Source organism: Burkholderia sp. RF4-BP95 (genome assembly GCF_001521985.1).
In the GTDB taxonomy this organism is placed as follows: Bacteria; Pseudomonadota; Gammaproteobacteria; order Burkholderiales; family Burkholderiaceae; genus Burkholderia; species Burkholderia diffusa.
In genome coordinates this window covers 257,213-276,542 of sequence record NZ_LOSX01000011.1, presented here as the reverse complement: position 1 = coordinate 276,542, position 19,330 = coordinate 257,213, and the positions used below count along the sequence as shown (strand labels likewise).

The window sequence follows — 19,330 nt, the reverse complement described above, 5'->3', positions numbered from 1 at the left end:
TCCGCCCGGCAATGGAGGTCACGTGCACTTCACCGCCACGTCTACCGGACTCTCGTCCACGACATTCTGGGAACGCCACCAGCGCGTGACAGCGCCATGGCTCTTTCTTGCACCCGCGCTCGCGCTTTTCGCGGTGTATGTCCTGGGCCCCATCATCCGCTCAATCGGATTTGGCTTTTACTCGTGGGACGGGTTAAGCACACCGCGTTTCATCGGCTTCGAAAACTATCTCGAACTCTACGGCGACCCGAATTTCTGGATCGCCTTCAAGAACAATTTTATCTGGCTGGTGTGCTTTCTCCTTGCCGTGCCGGCCGGCCTTTTATTTTCACTTCTACTTAATCAGAACATCTTCGGCATGCGGGCCGTCAAATCGCTTTTTTTCTTTCCCTTCGTGATTTCACAGGCAGTAGTCGGGCTCATGTTCGGATGGTTCTATGATCCGTCCAATGGTCTTCTGTTTCACGTGCTGCATTGGTTCGGCATCACACCAGTGGCCGTGCTCTCCGATGAACGATACGTTACCTACGGAATCGTGGCCGCCGGACTCTATCCGCAGATCTCGTACTGCATGATCCTTTACGTGACGGGACTCTCGAACGTCCGCTCCGACCTGATAGAAGCGGCCCGTCTCGAAGGCGCTCACGGCTGGCGAATGCTGTGGTCCATCGTCCTGCCGCAACTGCGCTCGGCGACGTTCGTCGCGATCGTTGTTACGGTCGTCGGCGCACTACGCAGCTTCGATATGGTGTCGATCATGACCCAAGGCGGTCCGTACGGGTCATCGCGGGTTCTCGCCTATTACATGTACGAGCAGGCTCTTGGCGATTACGGCTATCGAGTCGGATACGGCTCCGCCATCGCGACGATCCTGTTTCTCGTCATGTTGACCTACATCGGCTTCGTCCTCGTTCGCGTCTACAAGCAGGAAAGGGAGGTTGCCTGAATGTTTCCCACACCGATTGCACAGGCCGGCCGCTCCGCTCAGTGGCTCTATCGCGCCGGGGTAGCCGTCACGCTCGTCGTCTGGCTATTGCCGCTGCTCGGGATTGCGTTGACGTCGATCCGGGGCCCCGCCGACATTTTTTCCGGGAATTTCTGGGGTTGGCCGACCCAATGGCGGATTATCGAAAACTATCGTGAAATTTTTTCAGAAACGCCTCTCGCACATTATATTTTCAACACCTTCTCGATCACTATTCCGTCCGTAATCGGCACCGTGGCGCTGAGTTGCATGGCCGGCTTTGCGCTCGGCGTTTACCGATTCAGGCTGAATTTACCTGTTTTCTTTCTATTCCTTGCAGGGAATTTCGTGCCGTTTCAGATTCTGATGATCCCGGTACGCCTCATGAGTCTCCGGCTCGGCCTCTATAACTCCGTGCCCGGACTAATTTTGTTTCATATTGCGTTCAATACAGGATTCTGTACGTTCTTCATGCGCAATTTCATCCGCGAACTACCACGCGAGCTTATCGAGGCCGCGCGCATGGACGGTGCCAGCGAATTTCAGGTTTTCTACAAAGTCGTCCTGCCGCTCGTGCGGCCGGCGATGGCTGCGATATCCGTGCTTGTTTTTACCTTCGTCTGGAACGACTACTTCTGGGCCACGGTACTCGTGCAAGGTGACCATGCAATGCCGGTCACGGCAGGACTGAAAACATTGAGCGGTATGTGGGTCGCACAATGGCATCTCGTCGCAGCAGGCTCGCTCGTTGCGGCCCTCCCGCCCGTGCTCATTTTCTTCCTCAGGCAACGACACTTTATCGCGGGTCTCACGATGGGGGCCACCAAGGGCTAAACGTATGTTCGACACAAAACTCATCCAATTGACTGGTTCAAGTCTCTGCATCGCGCTGGAGAAATCGGCCGATATGCCTCCTGTATGGCGCCATTTCGGCACGAAATTGGAACCACACACCATCGCCTGGAGTGCAGACGACGCGCGACCGCATCCGCCGACGCTACTCGACGGTGATCCACCCTTCACCTCGTTTTCCACTCACGGCTTCGGCTGGTTCCATCAACCGGCACTCGTCGGAAGTCGGCCCGGCGAAGTCGGTGATAGTGATTGGGCTCAGCGCTTTCGGCTTGACGAGATGAGCGTCGACAATCACGCGGTAACGATGAAGCTGAGCGATGAGCTGGCCGGGCTGGGAGTAATCCTCAGTTACTCGATCGATCCCGCATCCGACGTCATAACGATGTGGGCCGAATTGGAGAACCGCGGCGCAACCCCATTCCGTGTTGATTGGTTGGCCGCCGCCACTGTACCTCTGCCTTCAGAAGCAGATCGTGTACTAGGCTTCTCGGGCCGCTGGACGCTGGAATTCCAGGAAGATCGAGAGGTCCTTGGTTCGGCAACGTGGAGGCGCGACAACCGGCGCGGGCGCACTTCTCACGACTCGTTTCCGGGAGTCATAGTCGGCTCGTCGCTGGCGGACGATGCGGGCGCGGTATACGGCGCGCACCTGGGATGGAGCGGAAACCACACCATCATTATCGAGCCGATGGCCGACGGTCGCCGGCAACTGCAACTGGGGGAATGGCTGGCACCGGGCGAAGTCGTGCTTGCCCCAAACGAACGCTATCGCACGCCATGCGCCTTTCTTTCATACAGTGAACAAGGCCTGAATGGCTTGAGTGCGCAGTTCCACCGCTTCGTTCGGGCGAATGTACTGCGCTGGCCACGGCAAACCATGCAACCTCGGCCAGTCATCCTCAATACTTGGGAAGCCGTGTATTGCGACCATGATCTCGAGGATCTCAAGGAACTGGCGAGTGCGGGGGCACGGATCGGCATCGAACGTTTCGTTCTCGACGACGGCTGGTTCCATCGACGCGACAACGATCGCGCCGGACTAGGCGACTGGTGGCCCGATGCCGATAAGTATCCTCGCGGGCTCACGCCACTCATCCATCACGTTCAAGATCTGGGAATGGAATTCGGCCTATGGGTCGAACCCGAAATGGTCAATCCGGATAGCGAGCTGTATCGCGCCCACCCGGATTGGGCGCTCCAGCTCGACGGTCGGCCACTCGTGACCGGACGCAATCAGCTCGTACTGAACCTCACCGATCCGGACGTACATGAGTATCTCTTCACGAAAATCAGCGCCTTGTTGCGCGGTCATTCGATTTCCTTTCTCAAGTGGGACATGAACCGCGATCTCGCCACGGCGGGCCATCATGGCCTTCCGGCATACAGGCATCAAACCCGCGCGTTTTATGCGTTGCTCGACCGGTTGCGCACAGCCTTCCCAGACGTCGAAATCGAGAGTTGCGCCTCTGGAGGCGGGCGAGCCGATTACGGCGTGTTGACTCGCATGCATCGCGTATGGGCGAGTGATTCCAATGACGCACTCACGCGCATCAGCATCCAACGCGGCTTTCTGCGTTTCTTTCCCCCAGAGCTCATGGGGGCACATATTGGAGCCGACCGCTCCCACACGACCGGCCGCCGGCACACGCTTGCTTTCAGGGCTGCGGTCGCCCTCTTCGGTCACCTTGGCGTGGAGATCGACCCGCGAGCGATGCCCGCCGACGAGATCGAATCCCTCGTGCGCTGGATTGCCATATACAAGGAATGGCGGTCGATCCTGCATGCTGGAACCCTCCATCAGGGGCATATCGGAGAGGCGCTCTCGTGGATACAAGTCGTCGCCGAAGACAGCAATGCATCACTTCTGGCGGTCTATCGACTACGCGAGGACAACGCGCGATACGCCACACCGCTCAAGATCAACGGATTGAGGCGCGACATCGCCTATCGCGTGCAGATGCTCTACGCACCTGTCGCGCCACATTTCGTCAAAACGACGGAAGTGCTCGAGAAAATGCAGAACGAAGGCGTCGTGCTTTCGGGCTCCAGTCTGCAGGGCTTCGGGCTGCCACTTCCACCTATGCCGCCTGAATCCGCTGTCGTGATTTCTATGACGCCGGCCTCGGAGAGGAGGGGTAGCAAGCAGACACATGGTGACTCTGCATGAATGAACCGCGCACACATCAAGAATACGATCGTTGCACCTTTAATTGTGCAGCACCTCGACGACATGGAATTTACTGAGTTTTACTTGTTCACGTTTTGACGCTTCTAAAAATAATTTAGTACTACGTTGTATGTAACGACTTTTTAGGATTGTCTTGACCTGAACATGGCTGCTCCACCCTTACCTTTAAGGAGTCGAAACATGAATGCCAATTCACAAAGAGGCCAGTACTTCACGCCTTTAAACAGCAATGAAAGCACCGTAAAAACGATTAATTCCAGGAAGAAATTTGCGGCACGATTTAAGCCGAACGCATTGATCCTGGCCATGTCCATCAGTGGCTTGCTTTTCGGTTACGAAGGGAGCGCCATGGCGGAATTGACGGCGACATCCAGTGAGCCAACACCGGCAACCGATCAGGGGAGCCTGGCGAGTGGCTTTAACGCAGCGGTAACCGAGGCTCGCATACTGAATTTCACCCAGACGAACTATACGGCACTGTATGACGCCAACCAACAAAGTTGGCAAAACAACAAGCTGGCGGACAACGTAACGTATGCATGTCCGAATCCCAACACCAATCCCGCGCTGCCGCCGGGTTATTTTGCCGGCCTCTGGAATCGGTGCGCCTATTACTCAAGGGATTACGTCCACCAAGCTACCGGCGCTTATTATCTCGGCTATTACGAACAGAATTACACGATGGCCGACAAATTCGCTAGTCAATCACACGTAAACGGCGGCGTCAACGCACCTTACTGGGCAATCAGCGTTATGGGGCTGCCGTACGAACAAGGAGACGAACTGCCTGCACCGTTTGAACTCGGCGAAAACATTGCAAATATGTATCGACTTACGGCCGACACCCGATATTTCGGCCAGAATTTCACGAATTACATTTCCCAAATGACCAGCTACGTCAATGCCAAAAGCAATGTGAATGGCGTAGACGGAGATTCCTTCAATGCCGATGGATTTCGGATGGCGCGAACACAGAACGGCGAAACGGCATCCTATAATGAATTTTTACCTGACGGCATGAAGCTTCTCCTCGGAGGTGATACGGCGGCAAGCCAGATTGCCTACTATCGCGCCATTTCAAAATATCCCAGCCTTGCAACCCAGAACTCCACGAGCAAATATAATACTCTACTTCAGAATTTCAACTCGAACTGGTATTCGACGACCGCCAATCACTTTTATGTTGGCCTCGTAGGAAATCCTGGTACGTCATACTCGAGCAATTCAACCCCGAACTATTCCAATCTGACTTACGACAACCAGTACATCAGAGAGCCGAACATATTCCCGCTGTACAAGGGCGTCATCACTGACTCGACAAAACTTCAAAATCAAGCCAACTATATCGACTCCAATGAGGAGACCACCTACAACAATGCAAACAAATATCTCGGCTCCCCGGGAATCGAATACCACACCTATCTGCCAAGCGCATTCTATAACGCCAAGATGCCTGACAAGGCATGGAAATGGTTGACGAGATTAGCAAAGTGGCAAATTAACGGTGGCAACAATACCTATCCGGAAGTTGCTTTCGCAATGATCTCCGATACGATTACGAAGGTTCTTGGTGTGGACTACGATGCGCCGAACAGTGTGCTTTCAACGCTCAGCGGTCTTCCGTCTTCGTTCGCGGCTGGGAATTACGTTACGGTGAGTAATATCCCGATTTATAACAAGGCGAAGAGCACCACCATCAACGTTAACATCACCCAGAAAATTAATTCAAGCGGAGCAAATCAGACCGATATTGCATTTGTCACGGATCTATCTACGGTAGCATTTAATCAGGGATTCCATTGGGCACCGAAGTTTTCCAACCCCAGCGGAATGCAATATTGCAAATTGACCACCACATTTACAGACGGAACGTCACAAGTTTCATACCCGAGTGTCATGACCGATACCGCAACCAATATTTCCACCTGCCAGGACGGCACCAATATTGGAATCTGGGTCTACACGGGCACGGGAGCCAGGGTTAGCTCATACTCAGCCACTCTTTCCGCCACCAACTCTTAACCATCCTGACTTTACTCACAAGCCTCGGATATATAAAGCCGGCGCGTGATGACAAATATCGCGCGCCAGCTTTACATCCATTAGGCATCCAAATTAACGTACCAAAACCTAATTTTCACGCACAACATATGCCTTCCTGAATCAACTTATCCCTGATTGGATGTTGCGCGCACCGGCAATGCCACTTTCGCTTGCCTGCGCGACTCTCCCCGACGTCTTGGCGGTATTTTCGTGTGCTCGACACGGACCAGGCTTGCGGTCAAATTCGCTGGCCACCATGATTTCTGGAAGACCTTGTGAAACCTGCCTCGCCCGCGGTGCATCTGATTGCCGAAACTGTTGAGATTAATATTTAGTTCGATTTCATGTCATATCGATATGGAGTTATCGTGAAAATCTTAAAAAGACCAGCAATACGCATATTTTCTCAGTGGCCCTTGACGATTGCGTTGGCAATGAGTCTGCAAGGAGCAGCAATTGCGGCGCCGATAAAAAGCGAAAATCTCAACAAATGGACAACAACCCGTACAAATGCCCATAACACCGTCGGTGCGATTTTTGACGGCTCTGCGCCGGATCAAGAACCGGTGTCCATCGTGGTCGCCCTGAAACTTCAAAACAAGGATTTTCTGGATCAATATACAAGAGAACTATTTCATTCCGGCAGCCCTTACTACCACAAATGGATGAGCAGCAAGGAAAGCACTGCAAAATTCGCACCTACGCCGCAACAGGCCCAGGCAGTCGCGGACTACCTGTTTCAGATGGGCTTTACCAACATACAGATTGCCGATAACCGCCTGATCGTATCGGCCTACGGCACAGTCGGTTCGGCGCGGCGTGCGTTTCGCACTGAAATCGGACATTTCACTCGCAACGGACGTTCGGGTATCGCCAACACACTCGATATCCAGGTGCCGTCAGCGCTGAGTGACCAGGTCGAGTACGTGCTTGGCCTGCAAACGCTGGATCGGCCACACACCAATTCGCGGCCTGTCTCCGAGCCCTTAAAGGCAGCCAATCCTGCCTACGGAATAACCGCCTCTGGCGCCCACTACTACTACCCGCAGGAATTCGCCACGGTTTACAACGCCGGTAACACGCCGACCGCCTCGAATACCGAGGTAGCGATCGTTGGTTGGGGAAGCATGGCCAATGCGGTGAAGGATCTGGAGCAATTCGAAACCGACAAGAACATTAACGCGGTGCCCACCGCCGTGGTGTCGATTGGCAACCCGAGCAACGACGACAGCATGCAGGCCGAATGGGCGATGGACGCGCAAGCTATCGTCGGCATCAGCGGCGGCGTAAAGAAACTGACTTTCTATGCCGCGGCCGACAGCACTAACGCTAACCTGCTGACCGCCATCAACCGCGCGGTAAGCGACAACACCGCAAAGGTCATCAACTTGTCCTGGGGAGAATGCGAAACGGGTACCAACGGGTGGGCAGATGCGGCATTCCAGCTTGGCGTTACCCAAGGGCAGACCTTTGCGGTCGCAAGTGGCGACCACGGTGCGTACGATTGCGGCGGGTCGGCTCCAAATGGGGCGTACGGTACGACGCTCTCGGTGCAATACCCCGCCAGTTCGGCGTATGTGGTAGCGGTTGGCGGCACCACCTTGAATACCAGCGCGGACGATGCCTACCTCTCGGAATCGACCTGGCCATATAGCGGGGGAGGCGTCAGCCAGTACACGAAAATGCCGAGCTGGCAAACGAATAGCGCGCCGGGTTCCTATCGGCGATTGCCGGATCTCGCCTTCGACGCGGACTGGACCAACTCGCCCATGTCTTTCTATCTCACCACAAGTCCCGATATGGTCAAGCAAGGCGTTTCCAGCTCCGGTTATTACACCAACGGAGGTACCAGCCTGGCCTCGCCGCTGTTCGTCGGCGCTTGGGCACGTCTGGAGTCGGCACATAACAACGGATTGGGTTTCGCAGCACCTGCTCTCTATACCTATGCCAGTACCTTCCCCTTTCACGATGTGACCACCGGCAACAACGGTTACTACACCGCGGTGGTGGGTCGAGACAGTGCGACGGGCTGGGGTAGTTTCGACATTCAGAGAGCGAACGACTTTATCACCAACACGCCGGGCTTCACGACATCGAGCAATCAGCATTGATCGACGGCAGCCCGTGGCTCAAGAGTTCGTTCGCAACGGACTCTTGAGCACGTTGGAGGAAACAGGTTCGTGTTCACCTGTCCACCTGTTCGCGACTAGCGAACACGATACTTCGATAACCTTCAGCGCAACTCGAGACGGGATGGCCGGGAGCTTGCAGCGGGGTAAGGTCAGGGCGGCATTGTGCTCGTGATCTCGCTGGCCGTGATGCGGCCAATCGTCGAGCAGAACGACATGATGTAGTGACGCCCGCGCCGCACCGGCGGGCTGGCGCGGGCGGTACGTTACGGCGCTTAACGAACATGGGTCGCCGGCGACGGCGTGTTCGCGGGCAGGAAGATTTCGGCGCGGGTGCTGTTGCGGTCGACGACGATCGAACGCGGGCGGACTTCGGCGAGCTTCGTGCCGGGCGAGACCTCGGCGCCGAGCGGCACAGCGCGCGGCGGTTCGCCGCCGCCGACGATCGCGGCGGCGCCGCGCTCGAGCGCAAGGATACCGAACAGGTGGATGTCCTGCACGGGATTGCGCTCGAGCTGGCCGCCGAACAGCGCCGCGGCGCGCTCGGTACGGATCGGGGGCCGTGCGGCGGCGGCGGGCAGCGGCGCCTCGCGGGCCGACAGCGTGACAACCCAATAGGTGGCCGTCGCGCACAACGCCGCGAAGAGTGCGACGGAGATGATCCGGGTCGAGAGCGCGTTCATGCGCGCTATTGTACAGATTAGTATCACTTAATAGACGACAATCTCGTGATGACGGGTACATATCCCGACATGTGCCGTTCTGGAAAACTCGGAAATTTGATCGGAGATGTGTGAATTTTCTATTTTCAACCAATTGGCGGTGTTCACATTTTCATGAGCCGGGGCAAGCATTGATTACCGCAACCATGGACCTGAGAACGAGGTGATACATCTCTGGAGCAACGATGCAGCCACATTATTACGATACGTCATTTCGATGCGCACGATCGCATTCGACTCTCGCGAGCGCCACTGACTGGCATCCCGACTTCGCCAGCATCCGGGGGCATGTTGCGAACGCAATTGCTGACCAAATTGAAGAGGCTATTCGTTCGGGCCATTTCAAACCCGGCGACAAGCTTCCAACGCAGCGGGCGATCGCGGAAATATTGGGCTTTCATCTGAACACGGTATATGCCGCGTACCGCGAACTTGCTCGACGTGGGCTGACAAAAGGCTGCGCTCGTCGCGGGACGTTCGTCATTGAATGTGCGATGTTGCATAAATCGAGCGTATGGACGAAGTAGGGGAATGAACAAGGTAAGCGCTCGATCCGGGACGGATCGTATAACCAGACGGCAAGTGAATCCTCTTATCCTGGAGGCAAGGAGAACTCGATGAAGAAGAGACACACCGACGAACAGATCATCCGCATTCCGCGGGAAGCCGAGAGCCGCGAAGATGGCGGCAAAAGATCTGAGCAAGCGGCACATCATCGCATAGCGAACGTTCTACCGCCGACGTGATTCCGGTGCTGTCGAGGTTGATGCGGCTGTACGGCAAGCCGGCGTTCATTCTGCATGTACTACGGCGCGGAATTTACTGCCGCCCGCGTCATGCGTTGGTTGCGCGATGCGTCTATCTGCCCGGCCTTCGTCACGCCCGGCCGCCCGTGGCAAAACGGCTTCGTCGAAAGCTTCAATGGCAAGCTGTGCGACGCGTTGCTGAATCGCGAATGGTTCCGCAGCCGCACCGAAACCAGGGCGCTCATCGAGCAGCGGCGCCAGTTTTACAACGAGCGACGGCGACATGGCGCACATCGATACCAACCTCCGGCCAAGGTCGGTCAAGCCTGGCTGGAATCCGATGATATCGACATGCGACTCGCTGCTTAACTGGCTGCAAAATCCCGCCGCAGGTCATCCACATCCAACCGAAAGCGACATGCATCGCGCCCCGACGCGGCGGCCGCTTTCCGAAGATCCGGGCACTCGCATCGGACCTGCCGTCACGCACGGCCCGCATCGTCGCGCGAGCGGTATGCGGCCGCGCTCATTTGAGCGCCTTCAACGCCGTCGTGTCCGGGAGCTTCGCGTCCGGGAACATCGTCGACAGCGTCGCATCGCGCCACCGCGCCGCCTCCTCCGCCCGCTGCGCTTCCGCCTGCTCGCACACGAACAGCGCATCGCCGCCGAGCAGCAGACGCATCGGCACGTCGTCGCGACGCGACAGCTCGACGATCAGCGCCGCGATCCGTGCGGGGTCGCCGACCTCGTGGCCGCCATACGCGCCGAGCAATTCGAGAATCTTCCCGACCGACGGCTGGTAGTCGGGCAGCAAGCCGTCGACCTCGCGCTTCGCCTGCGCCGCCCATTCGGTGCGCATCCCGCCCGGCTCCAGCGTGCACACGCGCACGCCGAACGGCGCGACTTCCTTCGACAGCACGTCGCTGAACCCGCCGACCGCCCACTTCGCGGCCTGATACGCGGACAGGCCGGCCGTCGCCGTGCGCCCGCCGACCGACGACACCTGGAAGATGTGGCCCGCGCGCTGCGCACGCATCGTCGGCAGCACCGCGCGCGTCATGTTGACCACGCCGAACAGGTTCGTTTCGATCTGGTCGCGGAAAGCGTCGGCGGCCATCTGCTCGAACGGCGCCGTATGGCCGTAGCCCGCGTTGTTCACCAGCACGTCGATGCGGCCGAACGCGTCGCGCGCCGCCGCCACCGCATGCGCGGCCTCGGCGGCGTCGGTCACGTCGAGTTCGATCGGCAGCAGCCGGTCGCCGTACCGCTCCTCCAGATCCGCGAGCCGCGCGGGATCGCGCGCACCGGCCACCAGACGATCGCCCGCCGCCAGCACCGCTTCCGCGATCGCACGCCCCAGGCCGCGCGCGGCCCCTGTTACCAACCAGACTTTCGACATTTTCCACTCCTCGACAAGGTTGAAACCACAAAATGAATGATTACTCACTCATTAATATGGGCGCTGACACGATGGTTTTCACCGTGCGTCGCCCTGCCTGAAACCGCCTTCCGTCGCGGCGGACACGCGCCCGATCCGAACGCGCCGCCGATCATCCGCCTCCCGCTGTCCGCCGCGCAGCCCGCCGGGCGGGCCGTTTGCTCAGACCGCGTGCAACACGGCCCACAGCGCACGAAACCCGGCCTCCCGATATTCGTCGGCCAGCGCCGGATCGCGCGCGATCGATTCCATCGCCGTCTCCGCGATCGACGTGAACAGCGCCGCGCAGAACGCGTGCGCATCGTCGGCCTTCAGCCCGCCCGCCGCGGCAACTTGCGCGCGCAGCAGCGAGCCGATCGCGCCGAACCCTTCGGCCCCGGCCGCGCGATGCGCGTCGTCGATGCGGCCGCTCACGCCGAGCTGCCGCAGCGCGCGACGCCCGTCCGGGTTCGCGACGCCCCACGACACGTAGCCGTTCCACGCATGCCGCATCGCCTGTTCGGCCGGCGCATGCTCCGGAAACCCGGTCATCATCGCCTCGCGCATCTCGGCCTTCAGGCTCAGGTACAGCGCATTCAGCAGCGCATCCTTGGTCTCGAAATAGGTAAACACCGTGCCTTCCGCGACGCCGGCGAGCCGCGCGATGCGCGCGGTGGTCGCGCTCGCGCCGTCCTCCGCGAGCGCGCGGGCGGCGGCGGCGAGGATGGCGTCGTGCTTGTCGGGACTGCGCGGTCGGGCCACGTTCGATTCCTTTAATGAGTGAGCGCTCAATCATAATCACGGCATGCGTGCGATGCAAGTCCCGTTACAACACGGGAACACATACGCAATCGATCAAAAGCGTGCACTATTAGCGTTTTCACGTACTGGCGCGCCAACGCACCGGCGCCCGGCGCTTCGACGTTCGTTCCACGCTCACACCGCTTCAGACCGCGATCCACTCATGACGAATAAGCCCAACCAGACCGAAGCCGACCAGCCCGTCGACATGATCATCTTCGGCGGCGGCGGCGACCTGGCCGCCCGCAAGCTGTTGCCCGCGCTGTACATGGCGCACCTGCACTGCAACCTGCCGCCGGAGACGCGCATCATCGCGGTCGGCCGGCGCGACTGGGGCATCGACGGCTATCGCAAGTTCATGGACGAGCAATCGCGCCCGTTCATCGACGACAAGGCGTTCGACGCCGACGCATGGGCCCGTTTCCTCGACCTGTTCAAGTACGTGCTGATCGACGTGAACGCGCCGGAAGACTACGCGCGCCTCGCCGACGCCGCGCGCGGCGATGCGATCCGCGTGTTCTACCTGTCGACGTCGCCGGAGCTGTTCACGACGATCTGCGACAACCTGTCGGCCGCGCACCTCGTCGACGCGCGCTCGCGCGTCGTCCTCGAAAAGCCGCTCGGCCACGATCTCGCGTCGGCGCAGGCGATCAACGACGCGGTCGGCAAGCATTTCGCGGAATCGCAGATCTACCGGATCGACCATTACCTCGGCAAGGAAACCGTGCAGAACCTGATGGTGCTGCGCTTCGGCAACCCGATCTTCGGGCCGCTGTGGCAGGCGCCGAGCATCCGCAGCGTGCAGATCACGGTGGCGGAGACGGTCGGCGTCGGCAGCCGCGCGGGCTTCTACGACCATACCGGCGCGCTGCGCGACATGGTGCAGAACCACCTGCTGCAACTGCTGTGCATCGTCGCGATGGAGCCGCCGGTGTCGCTCGACCCGGACGCCGTGCGCGACGAGAAGCTGAAGGTGCTGCGCTCGCTGCGGCCGATGGCGCTGTCGGACGTCGCGCGCGACACGGTGCGCGGCCAGTACACGGCCGGCGCGGTCGACGGTCAGCCGGTCAAGGGCTATCTAGAGGAAGACAACGTGCCGGCGGACAGCCACGCGGAGACCTTCGTCGCGCTGCGCGCGCACATCAACAACTGGCGCTGGGCGAACGTGCCGTTCTTCCTGCGCACCGGCAAGCGGCTGCAGCGCCGCCAGTCGGAAATCGTGATCGAATTCGCGGACATGCCGTTCTCGATCATCCCGAGCGGCCCGCGCCACTACAGCAACCGCCTCGTGATCCAGCTCCAGCCGGAAGAGTCGATCCAGTTGCAGATGCTCGCGAAAGAGCCGGGCAGCGGGATGAAGATGGTGCCGGTGAGCCTGAACCTCGACCTGCAGCAGGCGATTCCGGAACGGCGAGCGGAAGCGTACGAGCGACTGCTGATCGACGTGATCCGCGGGCGCCTCACGCACTTCATGCGCCGCGACGAACTCGAGGCCGCGTGGTCGTGGGTCGAGCCGATCCTCGACGGCTGGAAGCAGCTCGGCGATCGCCCGCGGCTCTACACCGCGGGCACGTTCGGACCGGCGGCATCGTCGGCGCTGCTGGCGCGCGACAACATGTCGTGGTCCGAGGAAGCGTAAGCGCTGCACGACGGCGTGCCCGCGGCGCAAGCGCCGTGCGGCACGCCGGATCACACCCGGCCCACCGCCGCCCCCGCGCTTCCCTTCCGGCGCGCCGCCGTTACAGCGGCCCCATCCAGGCAGCCTTGCGCCGCGTCGGCGCATCGCTGCCGCTGCTCCCGCCGCCCAGCACTTCGATCATGTAATCGACGAACGACGCGATCCGCGACGAGATCGCGGTGTTCCGGTAATACACCGCGTTGATCGGCTGTTCGACTTCGAGCGTCTGCCGTGCGAGCACCTGCACGAGCCGGCCGGCCTCGCGGTCCTGCGCGGTCATGAAATCCGACAGGCACACCATGCCCGCTCCCTCCAGCGCGAGCTGCCGCAGCGTCTCGCCGCTCGACGACCAGATGCCGGGCTCGATGCGGCTCGGCTCGCCGTCCGCGCCGAGGATCGGCCATACGTTCAGCGATTCGGGCTGCGTGAAGCCGAGCAGCGTGTGCTTGGCGAGATCCTCCACCTTGCGCGGCTGGCCGTGCGCTTCGATGTACGCGGGGCTCGCGAGGATGCGCAGCCGGCTGTTGCCGATCCGCCGGCTGTGCAGCGTCGAATCCTTCAGGCGGCCGATCCGGATCGCGACGTCGGTGCGCCGCTCGAGCAGGTCGATGATCCCCTCGTTGCTGTTCAGCTCCAGCTCGACTTTCGGGAAGCGTTCGCGGTAGCCGCGCACGAGCGGCACGATCACGTGCAGCATGAACGGCGTCGCGGCATCGACGCGCAGCCGCCCCGACGGCATCTCGCGCCGCGCGAGCATCTGCTCCTCGGCGTTCTCGACCGATTCGATGATCGCGCGCGCATCCTGCAGGAACGCGCGCCCTTCTTCGGTCAGTTCGAGCCGGCGCGTGGTCCGGCGCAGCAGCGTGGTCTTCAGCTTCTCCTCGAGCCGCGCAAGCGTGCGGCTCGCCGCCGACACGGTGACGTCGAGCTGCTGCGCGGCGGCGGTGATCGACCCGGTGTCGACCACGGCGGCAAAGGCCTGGAGTTCGTCGAGCGTGATTTTCATTGTTGACCTTAAATCAAAACAATTTGGTTTATAGACCAGTTTTTCCGCAAAAGTAAAGGCGGCACACTGCGATCCATTCTTACTGGAACCTGGATCCCGCCATGCCACTCGCCCTGCTTGCGCTGACCATCAGCGCCTTTGCCATCGGCACGACCGAATTCGTGATCGTCGGGCTGATCCCGACGATCGGCGCCGATCTCGGCGTCAGCCTGCCGTCGGCCGGCCTGCTCGTCAGCCTCTACGCGCTGAGCGTCGCGATCGGCGCGCCGCTCCTCACCGCGCTCACCGGCCGCGTGCCGCGCAAGACGCTGCTCGCCGCGCTGATGGCGCTGTTCACCATCGGCAACCTCGTCGCCTGGCAGGCACCCGGCTACGAATCGCTGATCGTCGCGCGCGTGCTCACCGGGCTCGCGCACGGCGTGTTCTTCTCGGTCGGCTCGATCATCGCGACCACGCTCGTGCCGAAGGACAAGGCCGCCAGCGCGATCGCGACGATGTTCAGCGGCATGACCGTCGCGTTCGTGGCCGGCATTCCGCTCGGCACCTTCATCGGCCAGCACTTCGGCTGGCGCGCGACGTTCCTGATCGTCGCGCTGTTCGGCCTCGTCGCGTTCCTCGGCGCGGTTGCCTTCGTGCCGCGAGGCCTCCCGCGGACGCCGCCGGCGCCGCTCGCCCGCCAGTTCCGCGTGCTGGCCCAGCCGCGCCTGCTGCTCGTCTATGCGATGACGGCGGTCGGCTACGGCGGCTCGCTGATCGCGTTCACCTACATGGCGCCGCTGCTCGAACAGATCGCCGGCTTCACGCCGTCGCAGGTCAGCCTCGTGCTCGTCGGCTACGGCGTGTCGGTCGCGTTCGGCAACGTGTGGGGCGGCAAGCTCGCCGACCGCGTCGGCCCGGTCAAGGCGCTCAAGCAGATCTTCCTGCTGCTCGCGATCGTGCTGCTCGCACTGACCTTCACGGTGCACGTGAAGTGGCTCGCGGTGCTGACGATGCTCGCGTGGGGCGCCGTCGCATTCGGCAACGTGCCGGGCCTGCAGGTGTACGTCGTCAAGCAGGCGCGCCACTTCGCGCCGGACGCCACCGACGTCGCATCGGGCTTCAACATCGCCGCGTTCAACCTCGGCGTCGCCGGCGGCTCGTCGCTCGGCGGCCTGATCGTCGCGAACGTCGGTCTCGGCCATACGCCGTGGATCGCCGCCGTCGTCACGCTCGGCGCGTTCGCGCTGACCGCGCTGAGCGGCCGCCTCGACCGCGGCCAGGGCCTGCCCGAACGCACGGCCGAACCCGTCGAACTCGCCCATTGAACGTCACTTGTTTGCAGGAGCCGCCCAGCATGAACGCATCGACCCGACGTCCGCCGTTCGCCGGCAAGACTTTCGAAGTCCGTTACGACGGCCTCACCGCCCTCAACGCATATGACGAGGACGGCCTCCACATGCGCTACGAGATCACCGAAGGCGCGTACGCCGGCGCGACGGGCGAAGTCGCCTTCACGTGGCAGCACGTCGCCGGCGAGACCTACGCGATCTCGTGGCAGGAAGCCGACCGCGCGACGGTCGTGCACCTCGACGATTTCGCCGCCGGCACGTCGCGCGCGTTCTTCACCGCGTCGTCGCTCGACTTCTACCGGCTCGCAGGCAGCCTGCGCGCCATCTGAACGGAGACGCCCGACCATGTCCACTTCACTCGACACGCTCGCCGACGGCGGCTTCAGCATCGGCATCGAACTGCCGCTCGACAACGACTGGTCGCCGGCCGGCGACGCGAAGCGCCAGCATGACGGCCGCCGCCCCGGCGTGCCCGACCTGGAAATCCACGCGGAGCTCGCGCAACTGGCCGACACGCTCGGCTTCCGCGCGCTCTGGGTGCGCGACGTGCCGGTGTACGACCCGTCGTTCGGCGACGCCGCGCAGGTGTTCGAGACCTTCTCGTATCTCGGCTACCTCGCCGGCATCACGCGCGACATCCTGCTCGGCACGGCGGCCGTCGTGCTGCCGCTGCGCGAACCGCTGCTCACGCTGAAATCGGCCGCGACGATCCAGGAACTCAGCCGGGGACGCCTGCTGCTCGGCGTCGCGAGCGGCGACCGGCCGGTCGAATATCCGCTGTTCGGCCGCGACTTCGCGTCGCGCGGCGCGAACTTCCGCGACCAGATCGCGCTGCTGCGCGACGGCGCGCGTGCGCATCTGCCGCCCGGCCTCGACGTGCTGCCCGCCGCGCGCTCGCCGGTGCCGCTGCTCGTCGCCGGTCTCGCGCAGCAAACGCCCGCCTGGATCGGCGAGCACATGGACGGCTGCCTCGCGTATCCGGGCACGCCGGCCGATCACGTGCAGCGCGTCGCGAACTGGCGCGCGGTGGCCGGCGACAAGCCGTACGTGAGCTTCATCCACCTCGACCTCGCGGACGATCCGCACGAGCCGCTGCAACGGCACCGCTTCGGCGCGCGCGCCGGACGCATCGCGCTGACGGAGGAACTCGCGGCGATGCGCGACGCCGGCGTGCAGCACATCGGCCTGCATTTCCGCCGCAACCGCCGCCCGCTCGACGAGACGATGGCCGAAATCGCGTCGGACGTGCTGCCGGCATTCCATGCGAATGCCGCTGCGACCGCGCTGGCGGGCACCGCCTGAGGCCGGCACGCCGCCAGCCAGCCGGATCCACGACCGATATTTGACTTCAAATCAAATATTTTTGACCTCTAGAGGCGTTTATCTCATCAGTCCAGGACGCCAGAATGACTTCCATACCGCAATCGGCCCACCTCTTCCAGGAACACAAGATGAGCAACATTCCCGCATTCGGCCTCGGCACCTTCCGCCTGCAAGGCCAGGTTGTCATCGACTCGGTCCGCAACGGCCTCGAAGTCGGCTATCGCGCGATCGACACCGCGCAGATCTACGGCAACGAAGCCGAAGTCGGCGAAGCGATCGCCGCATCGGGCGTGCGCCGCGAAGACCTGTTCCTCACGACGAAGATCTGGGTCGACAACTACGCGCCGGAAAAACTGGTCGCCAGCCTCGAGGAAAGCCTGCGCAAGCTGCGCACCGACCACGTCGACCTGACGCTGATCCACTGGCCGGCTCCGGAGAGCGGCGTGTCGGTCGAGACGTTCATGACCGCGCTCGCCGACGCGAAGGCAAAGGGCCTCACACGCCGGATCGGCATCTCGAACTTCAACATCGAACTGACGAAGGAAGCGATCGCGGTGGTCGGCAAGGATGCGATCGCGACGAACCAGATCGAACTGAGCCCGTACCTGCAGAACCGCAAGCTGGTCGAGTTCCTGAACGGCGAAGGCATCCACGTGACGTCGTACATGACGCTCGCATACGGCAAGGTGCTCGGCGACCCGGTGATCGGCGCGATCGCGCAACGTCACGACGCGACGCCGGCGCAGGTCGCGCTGGCCTGGGCGCTGCAGCTCGGCTACTCGGTGATCCCGTCGTCGACGAAGCGCGAAAACCTCGCAAGCAACCTGCTCGCGCAGACGCTGCGCCTGACCGACGAGGACATGGCGCAGATCGCCGCGCTCGAGCGCAACGGCCGCGAAGTCGACCCGGTCGGCCTCGCGCCGACGTGGGACTGAACGCACCGCCCCCTCAATCGAACCGTCCGCGGCCAGCCGGCCGCGGCACCGACAGGAATCCATCATGACCCAGGACCCGCTTTTCCAACCGCTGCAATTCGGTTCGCTGACACTGCCGAACCGCATCGTGATGCCGCCGATGACGCGTTCGCGCGCCAGCCAGCCCGGCGACGAAGCCAACGAACTGATGGCCGCGTATTACGCGCAGCGCGCGAGCGCGGGCCTGATCGTCAGCGAAGGCACCTACATCGCGCCGCTCGGCAAGGGCTACGCATGGACGCCCGGCATCCACACGCCGTCGCAGGTCGCCGGCTGGCGCAAGGTGACGGACGCCGTCCACGCCGCGCACGGCCGCATCTTCGCGCAGCTCTGGCACGTCGGCCGGCTGAGCCACACGAGCCTGCTCGGCGGCCGGCAACCCGTGTCGTCGTCGCCGCTCCAGGCGAAGGGCGTGAACGTGTTCGTCGCCGGTGAAGACGGCACCACGCCGGGCTTCGTGCAGGCCTCCGAGCCGCGCGCGTTGTCCGTCGACGAAATCCGCGAGATCGTCGATCAATATCGCGCCGCCGCGCGCAACGCGATCGAAGCCGGCTTCGACGGCGTCGAGCTGCACGGCGCGAACGGCTATCTCGTGAACCAGTTCATCGACTCGAACGCGAACACGCGCACCGACGCGTACGGCGGCTCGCTCGAAAACCGGCTGCGCTTCCTGCGCGAAGTCGCGCAGGCGCTGATCGAAGGCACCGGCGACGCGTCGCGCGTCGGCATCCGCCTCGCGCCGCTGACCACGCTGAACGGCTGCGTCGACGACGATCCCGAGACGACCTACCTCGCCGCCGCGAAGCTGCTCGGCGAACTCGGCGTCGGCTACCTGCACATCGCGGAAGCCGACTGGGACGACGCGCCGCTGATGCCGGTCGAATTCAAGCAGCAGCTGCGCGCCGCGTATCCGGGCGTGCTGATCTACGCCGGCGCGTACACCGCCGAGCGCGCGCGCGAAGCGATCGCGGCCGGCTGGGCCGACCTCGTCGCCTTCGGCCGCCCGTTCGTCGCGAATCCCGACCTGCCCGAGCGCCTGCGCACCGGCGCCGCGCTCACGCCGCACGACCGCAACACGCTGTTCGGCGGCGGCGCACGCGGCCTGACCGACTATCCGACGCTCGCGCAGGCCGCGGCCTGAGCGATCGACAGGAGT

General features: G+C 61.9%; 17 protein-coding genes and 1 pseudogene. 14 read left to right on the top strand and 4 right to left on the bottom strand.

The window, feature by feature from the left end; all coding sequences use genetic code 11:
- The first annotated feature begins 22 nt into the window (after nt 1-22).
- From WS46_RS03820 to WS46_RS03805, 5 genes are all read left to right on the top strand, one after another.
- Nucleotides 23-946, top strand: coding sequence for a carbohydrate ABC transporter permease (locus WS46_RS03820; protein ID WP_082725255.1), 924 nt, complete (start codon nt 23-25; stop codon nt 944-946).
- A complete protein-coding gene (locus tag WS46_RS03815; protein ID WP_059689344.1) occupies nt 947-1,798 on the top strand; it encodes a carbohydrate ABC transporter permease in 852 nt (283 codons plus the stop codon).
- Nucleotides 1,799-1,802: 4 nt separating this feature from the next.
- The gene (locus tag WS46_RS03810; protein WP_059689343.1) at nt 1,803-3,986 is read left to right on the top strand and encodes an alpha-galactosidase; all 2,184 of its coding nucleotides are present in this window, start codon (nt 1,803-1,805) and stop codon (nt 3,984-3,986) included.
- A gap of 201 nt (nt 3,987-4,187) precedes the next feature.
- On the top strand, nt 4,188-6,029 hold the full coding sequence (locus tag WS46_RS33380) for a hypothetical protein (protein ID WP_082725252.1): 1,842 nt from the start codon (nt 4,188-4,190) through the stop codon (nt 6,027-6,029).
- A 455-nt stretch (nt 6,030-6,484) separates the two neighbouring features.
- Nucleotides 6,485-8,161 carry a protease pro-enzyme activation domain-containing protein gene (locus WS46_RS03805; protein ID WP_179949119.1) on the top strand — a complete coding sequence of 559 codons (1,677 nt, stop codon included), beginning with the start codon at nt 6,485-6,487 and terminating at the stop codon, nt 8,159-8,161.
- 293 nt (nt 8,162-8,454) lie between these two features.
- On the opposite strand, the gene WS46_RS03800 is transcribed toward WS46_RS03805, so the two are convergent.
- Nucleotides 8,455-8,862: a hypothetical protein gene (locus WS46_RS03800; RefSeq protein ID WP_059689341.1), complete on the bottom strand. Its 408-nt coding sequence runs from the start codon at nt 8,860-8,862 to the stop codon at nt 8,455-8,457.
- A gap of 224 nt (nt 8,863-9,086) precedes the next feature.
- Between WS46_RS03800 and WS46_RS33375 the strand changes: the two genes are divergently transcribed.
- The 3 genes and pseudogenes from WS46_RS33375 to WS46_RS03795 form a co-directional block, all read left to right on the top strand.
- A complete protein-coding gene (locus tag WS46_RS33375) occupies nt 9,087-9,428 on the top strand; it encodes a GntR family transcriptional regulator (RefSeq protein ID WP_082725250.1) in 342 nt (113 codons plus the stop codon).
- A 90-nt stretch (nt 9,429-9,518) separates the two neighbouring features.
- A complete protein-coding gene (locus tag WS46_RS36345; protein WP_257129916.1) occupies nt 9,519-9,647 on the top strand; it encodes a hypothetical protein in 129 nt (42 codons plus the stop codon).
- A pseudogene (locus tag WS46_RS03795) lies at nt 9,641-10,016 on the top strand (transposase); the annotation flags it as partial. The gene WS46_RS36345 and the pseudogene WS46_RS03795, both read left to right, overlap by 7 nt.
- Before the next feature lie 157 nt (nt 10,017-10,173).
- On the opposite strand, the gene WS46_RS03790 reads toward WS46_RS03795, so the two are convergent.
- Nucleotides 10,174-11,046, bottom strand: coding sequence for an SDR family NAD(P)-dependent oxidoreductase (locus WS46_RS03790; protein ID WP_059689340.1), 873 nt, complete (start codon nt 11,044-11,046; stop codon nt 10,174-10,176).
- A gap of 201 nt (nt 11,047-11,247) precedes the next feature.
- Nucleotides 11,248-11,826 (bottom strand): TetR/AcrR family transcriptional regulator, encoded by a 579-nt coding sequence (locus WS46_RS03785; RefSeq protein ID WP_059689339.1) that lies wholly within the window; start codon nt 11,824-11,826, stop codon nt 11,248-11,250.
- A gap of 202 nt (nt 11,827-12,028) precedes the next feature.
- On the opposite strand from WS46_RS03785, the gene zwf reads away from it, so the two are divergent.
- Entirely contained in the window at nt 12,029-13,504 is a 1,476-nt protein-coding gene (gene zwf / locus WS46_RS03780) for a glucose-6-phosphate dehydrogenase (protein WP_059528548.1), read from the top strand.
- 100 nt (nt 13,505-13,604) lie between these two features.
- On the opposite strand, the gene WS46_RS03775 is transcribed toward zwf, so the two are convergent.
- On the bottom strand, nt 13,605-14,549 hold the full coding sequence (locus tag WS46_RS03775) for a LysR family transcriptional regulator (RefSeq protein ID WP_059689338.1): 945 nt from the start codon (nt 14,547-14,549) through the stop codon (nt 13,605-13,607).
- A gap of 101 nt (nt 14,550-14,650) precedes the next feature.
- On the opposite strand from WS46_RS03775, the gene WS46_RS03770 reads away from it, so the two are divergent.
- From WS46_RS03770 to WS46_RS03750, 5 genes are all read left to right on the top strand, one after another.
- Nucleotides 14,651-15,853 carry an MFS transporter gene (locus WS46_RS03770; RefSeq protein ID WP_059528553.1) on the top strand — a complete coding sequence of 401 codons (1,203 nt, stop codon included), beginning with the start codon at nt 14,651-14,653 and terminating at the stop codon, nt 15,851-15,853.
- 29 nt (nt 15,854-15,882) lie between these two features.
- Entirely contained in the window at nt 15,883-16,206 is a 324-nt protein-coding gene (locus WS46_RS03765; protein WP_059689337.1) for a hypothetical protein, read from the top strand.
- 16 nt (nt 16,207-16,222) lie between these two features.
- Complete coding sequence (locus WS46_RS03760; RefSeq protein ID WP_059689336.1) at nt 16,223-17,179, top strand: LLM class oxidoreductase; 957 nt, start codon at nt 16,223-16,225, stop codon at nt 17,177-17,179.
- A gap of 149 nt (nt 17,180-17,328) precedes the next feature.
- On the top strand, nt 17,329-18,135 hold the full coding sequence (gene dkgB / locus WS46_RS03755; RefSeq protein ID WP_059689335.1) for a 2,5-didehydrogluconate reductase DkgB: 807 nt from the start codon (nt 17,329-17,331) through the stop codon (nt 18,133-18,135).
- Nucleotides 18,136-18,199: 64 nt separating this feature from the next.
- Entirely contained in the window at nt 18,200-19,315 is a 1,116-nt protein-coding gene (locus WS46_RS03750; RefSeq protein ID WP_059528565.1) for an alkene reductase, read from the top strand.
- Nucleotides 19,316-19,330: the final 15 nt, after the last annotated feature.

Excerpts from the sequence above, each read along its gene's own strand:
- WS46_RS03775 (WP_059689338.1), bottom strand. The coding sequence starts at position 14,549 with ATGAAAATCACGCTCGACGAACTCCAGGCCTTTGCCGCCGTGGTCGAC.
- zwf (WP_059528548.1), top strand. The coding sequence starts at position 12,029 with ATGACGAATAAGCCCAACCAGACCGAAGCCGACCAGCCCGTCGACATG.
- WS46_RS03810 (WP_059689343.1), top strand. The coding sequence starts at position 1,803 with ATGTTCGACACAAAACTCATCCAATTGACTGGTTCAAGTCTCTGCATC.
- WS46_RS03805 (WP_179949119.1), top strand. The coding sequence starts at position 6,485 with ATGAGTCTGCAAGGAGCAGCAATTGCGGCGCCGATAAAAAGCGAAAAT.
- WS46_RS03765 (WP_059689337.1), top strand. The coding sequence starts at position 15,883 with ATGAACGCATCGACCCGACGTCCGCCGTTCGCCGGCAAGACTTTCGAA.
- WS46_RS03770 (WP_059528553.1), top strand. The coding sequence starts at position 14,651 with ATGCCACTCGCCCTGCTTGCGCTGACCATCAGCGCCTTTGCCATCGGC.
- WS46_RS36345 (WP_257129916.1), top strand. The coding sequence starts at position 9,519 with ATGAAGAAGAGACACACCGACGAACAGATCATCCGCATTCCGCGGGAA.
- WS46_RS03790 (WP_059689340.1), bottom strand. The coding sequence starts at position 11,046 with ATGTCGAAAGTCTGGTTGGTAACAGGGGCCGCGCGCGGCCTGGGGCGT.
- WS46_RS33380 (WP_082725252.1), top strand. The coding sequence starts at position 4,188 with ATGAATGCCAATTCACAAAGAGGCCAGTACTTCACGCCTTTAAACAGC.
- WS46_RS03800 (WP_059689341.1), bottom strand. The coding sequence starts at position 8,862 with ATGAACGCGCTCTCGACCCGGATCATCTCCGTCGCACTCTTCGCGGCG.
- WS46_RS03760 (WP_059689336.1), top strand. The coding sequence starts at position 16,223 with ATGTCCACTTCACTCGACACGCTCGCCGACGGCGGCTTCAGCATCGGC.
- WS46_RS33375 (WP_082725250.1), top strand. The coding sequence starts at position 9,087 with ATGCAGCCACATTATTACGATACGTCATTTCGATGCGCACGATCGCAT.
- WS46_RS03815 (WP_059689344.1), top strand. The coding sequence starts at position 947 with ATGTTTCCCACACCGATTGCACAGGCCGGCCGCTCCGCTCAGTGGCTC.
- dkgB (WP_059689335.1), top strand. The coding sequence starts at position 17,329 with ATGAGCAACATTCCCGCATTCGGCCTCGGCACCTTCCGCCTGCAAGGC.
- WS46_RS03750 (WP_059528565.1), top strand. The coding sequence starts at position 18,200 with ATGACCCAGGACCCGCTTTTCCAACCGCTGCAATTCGGTTCGCTGACA.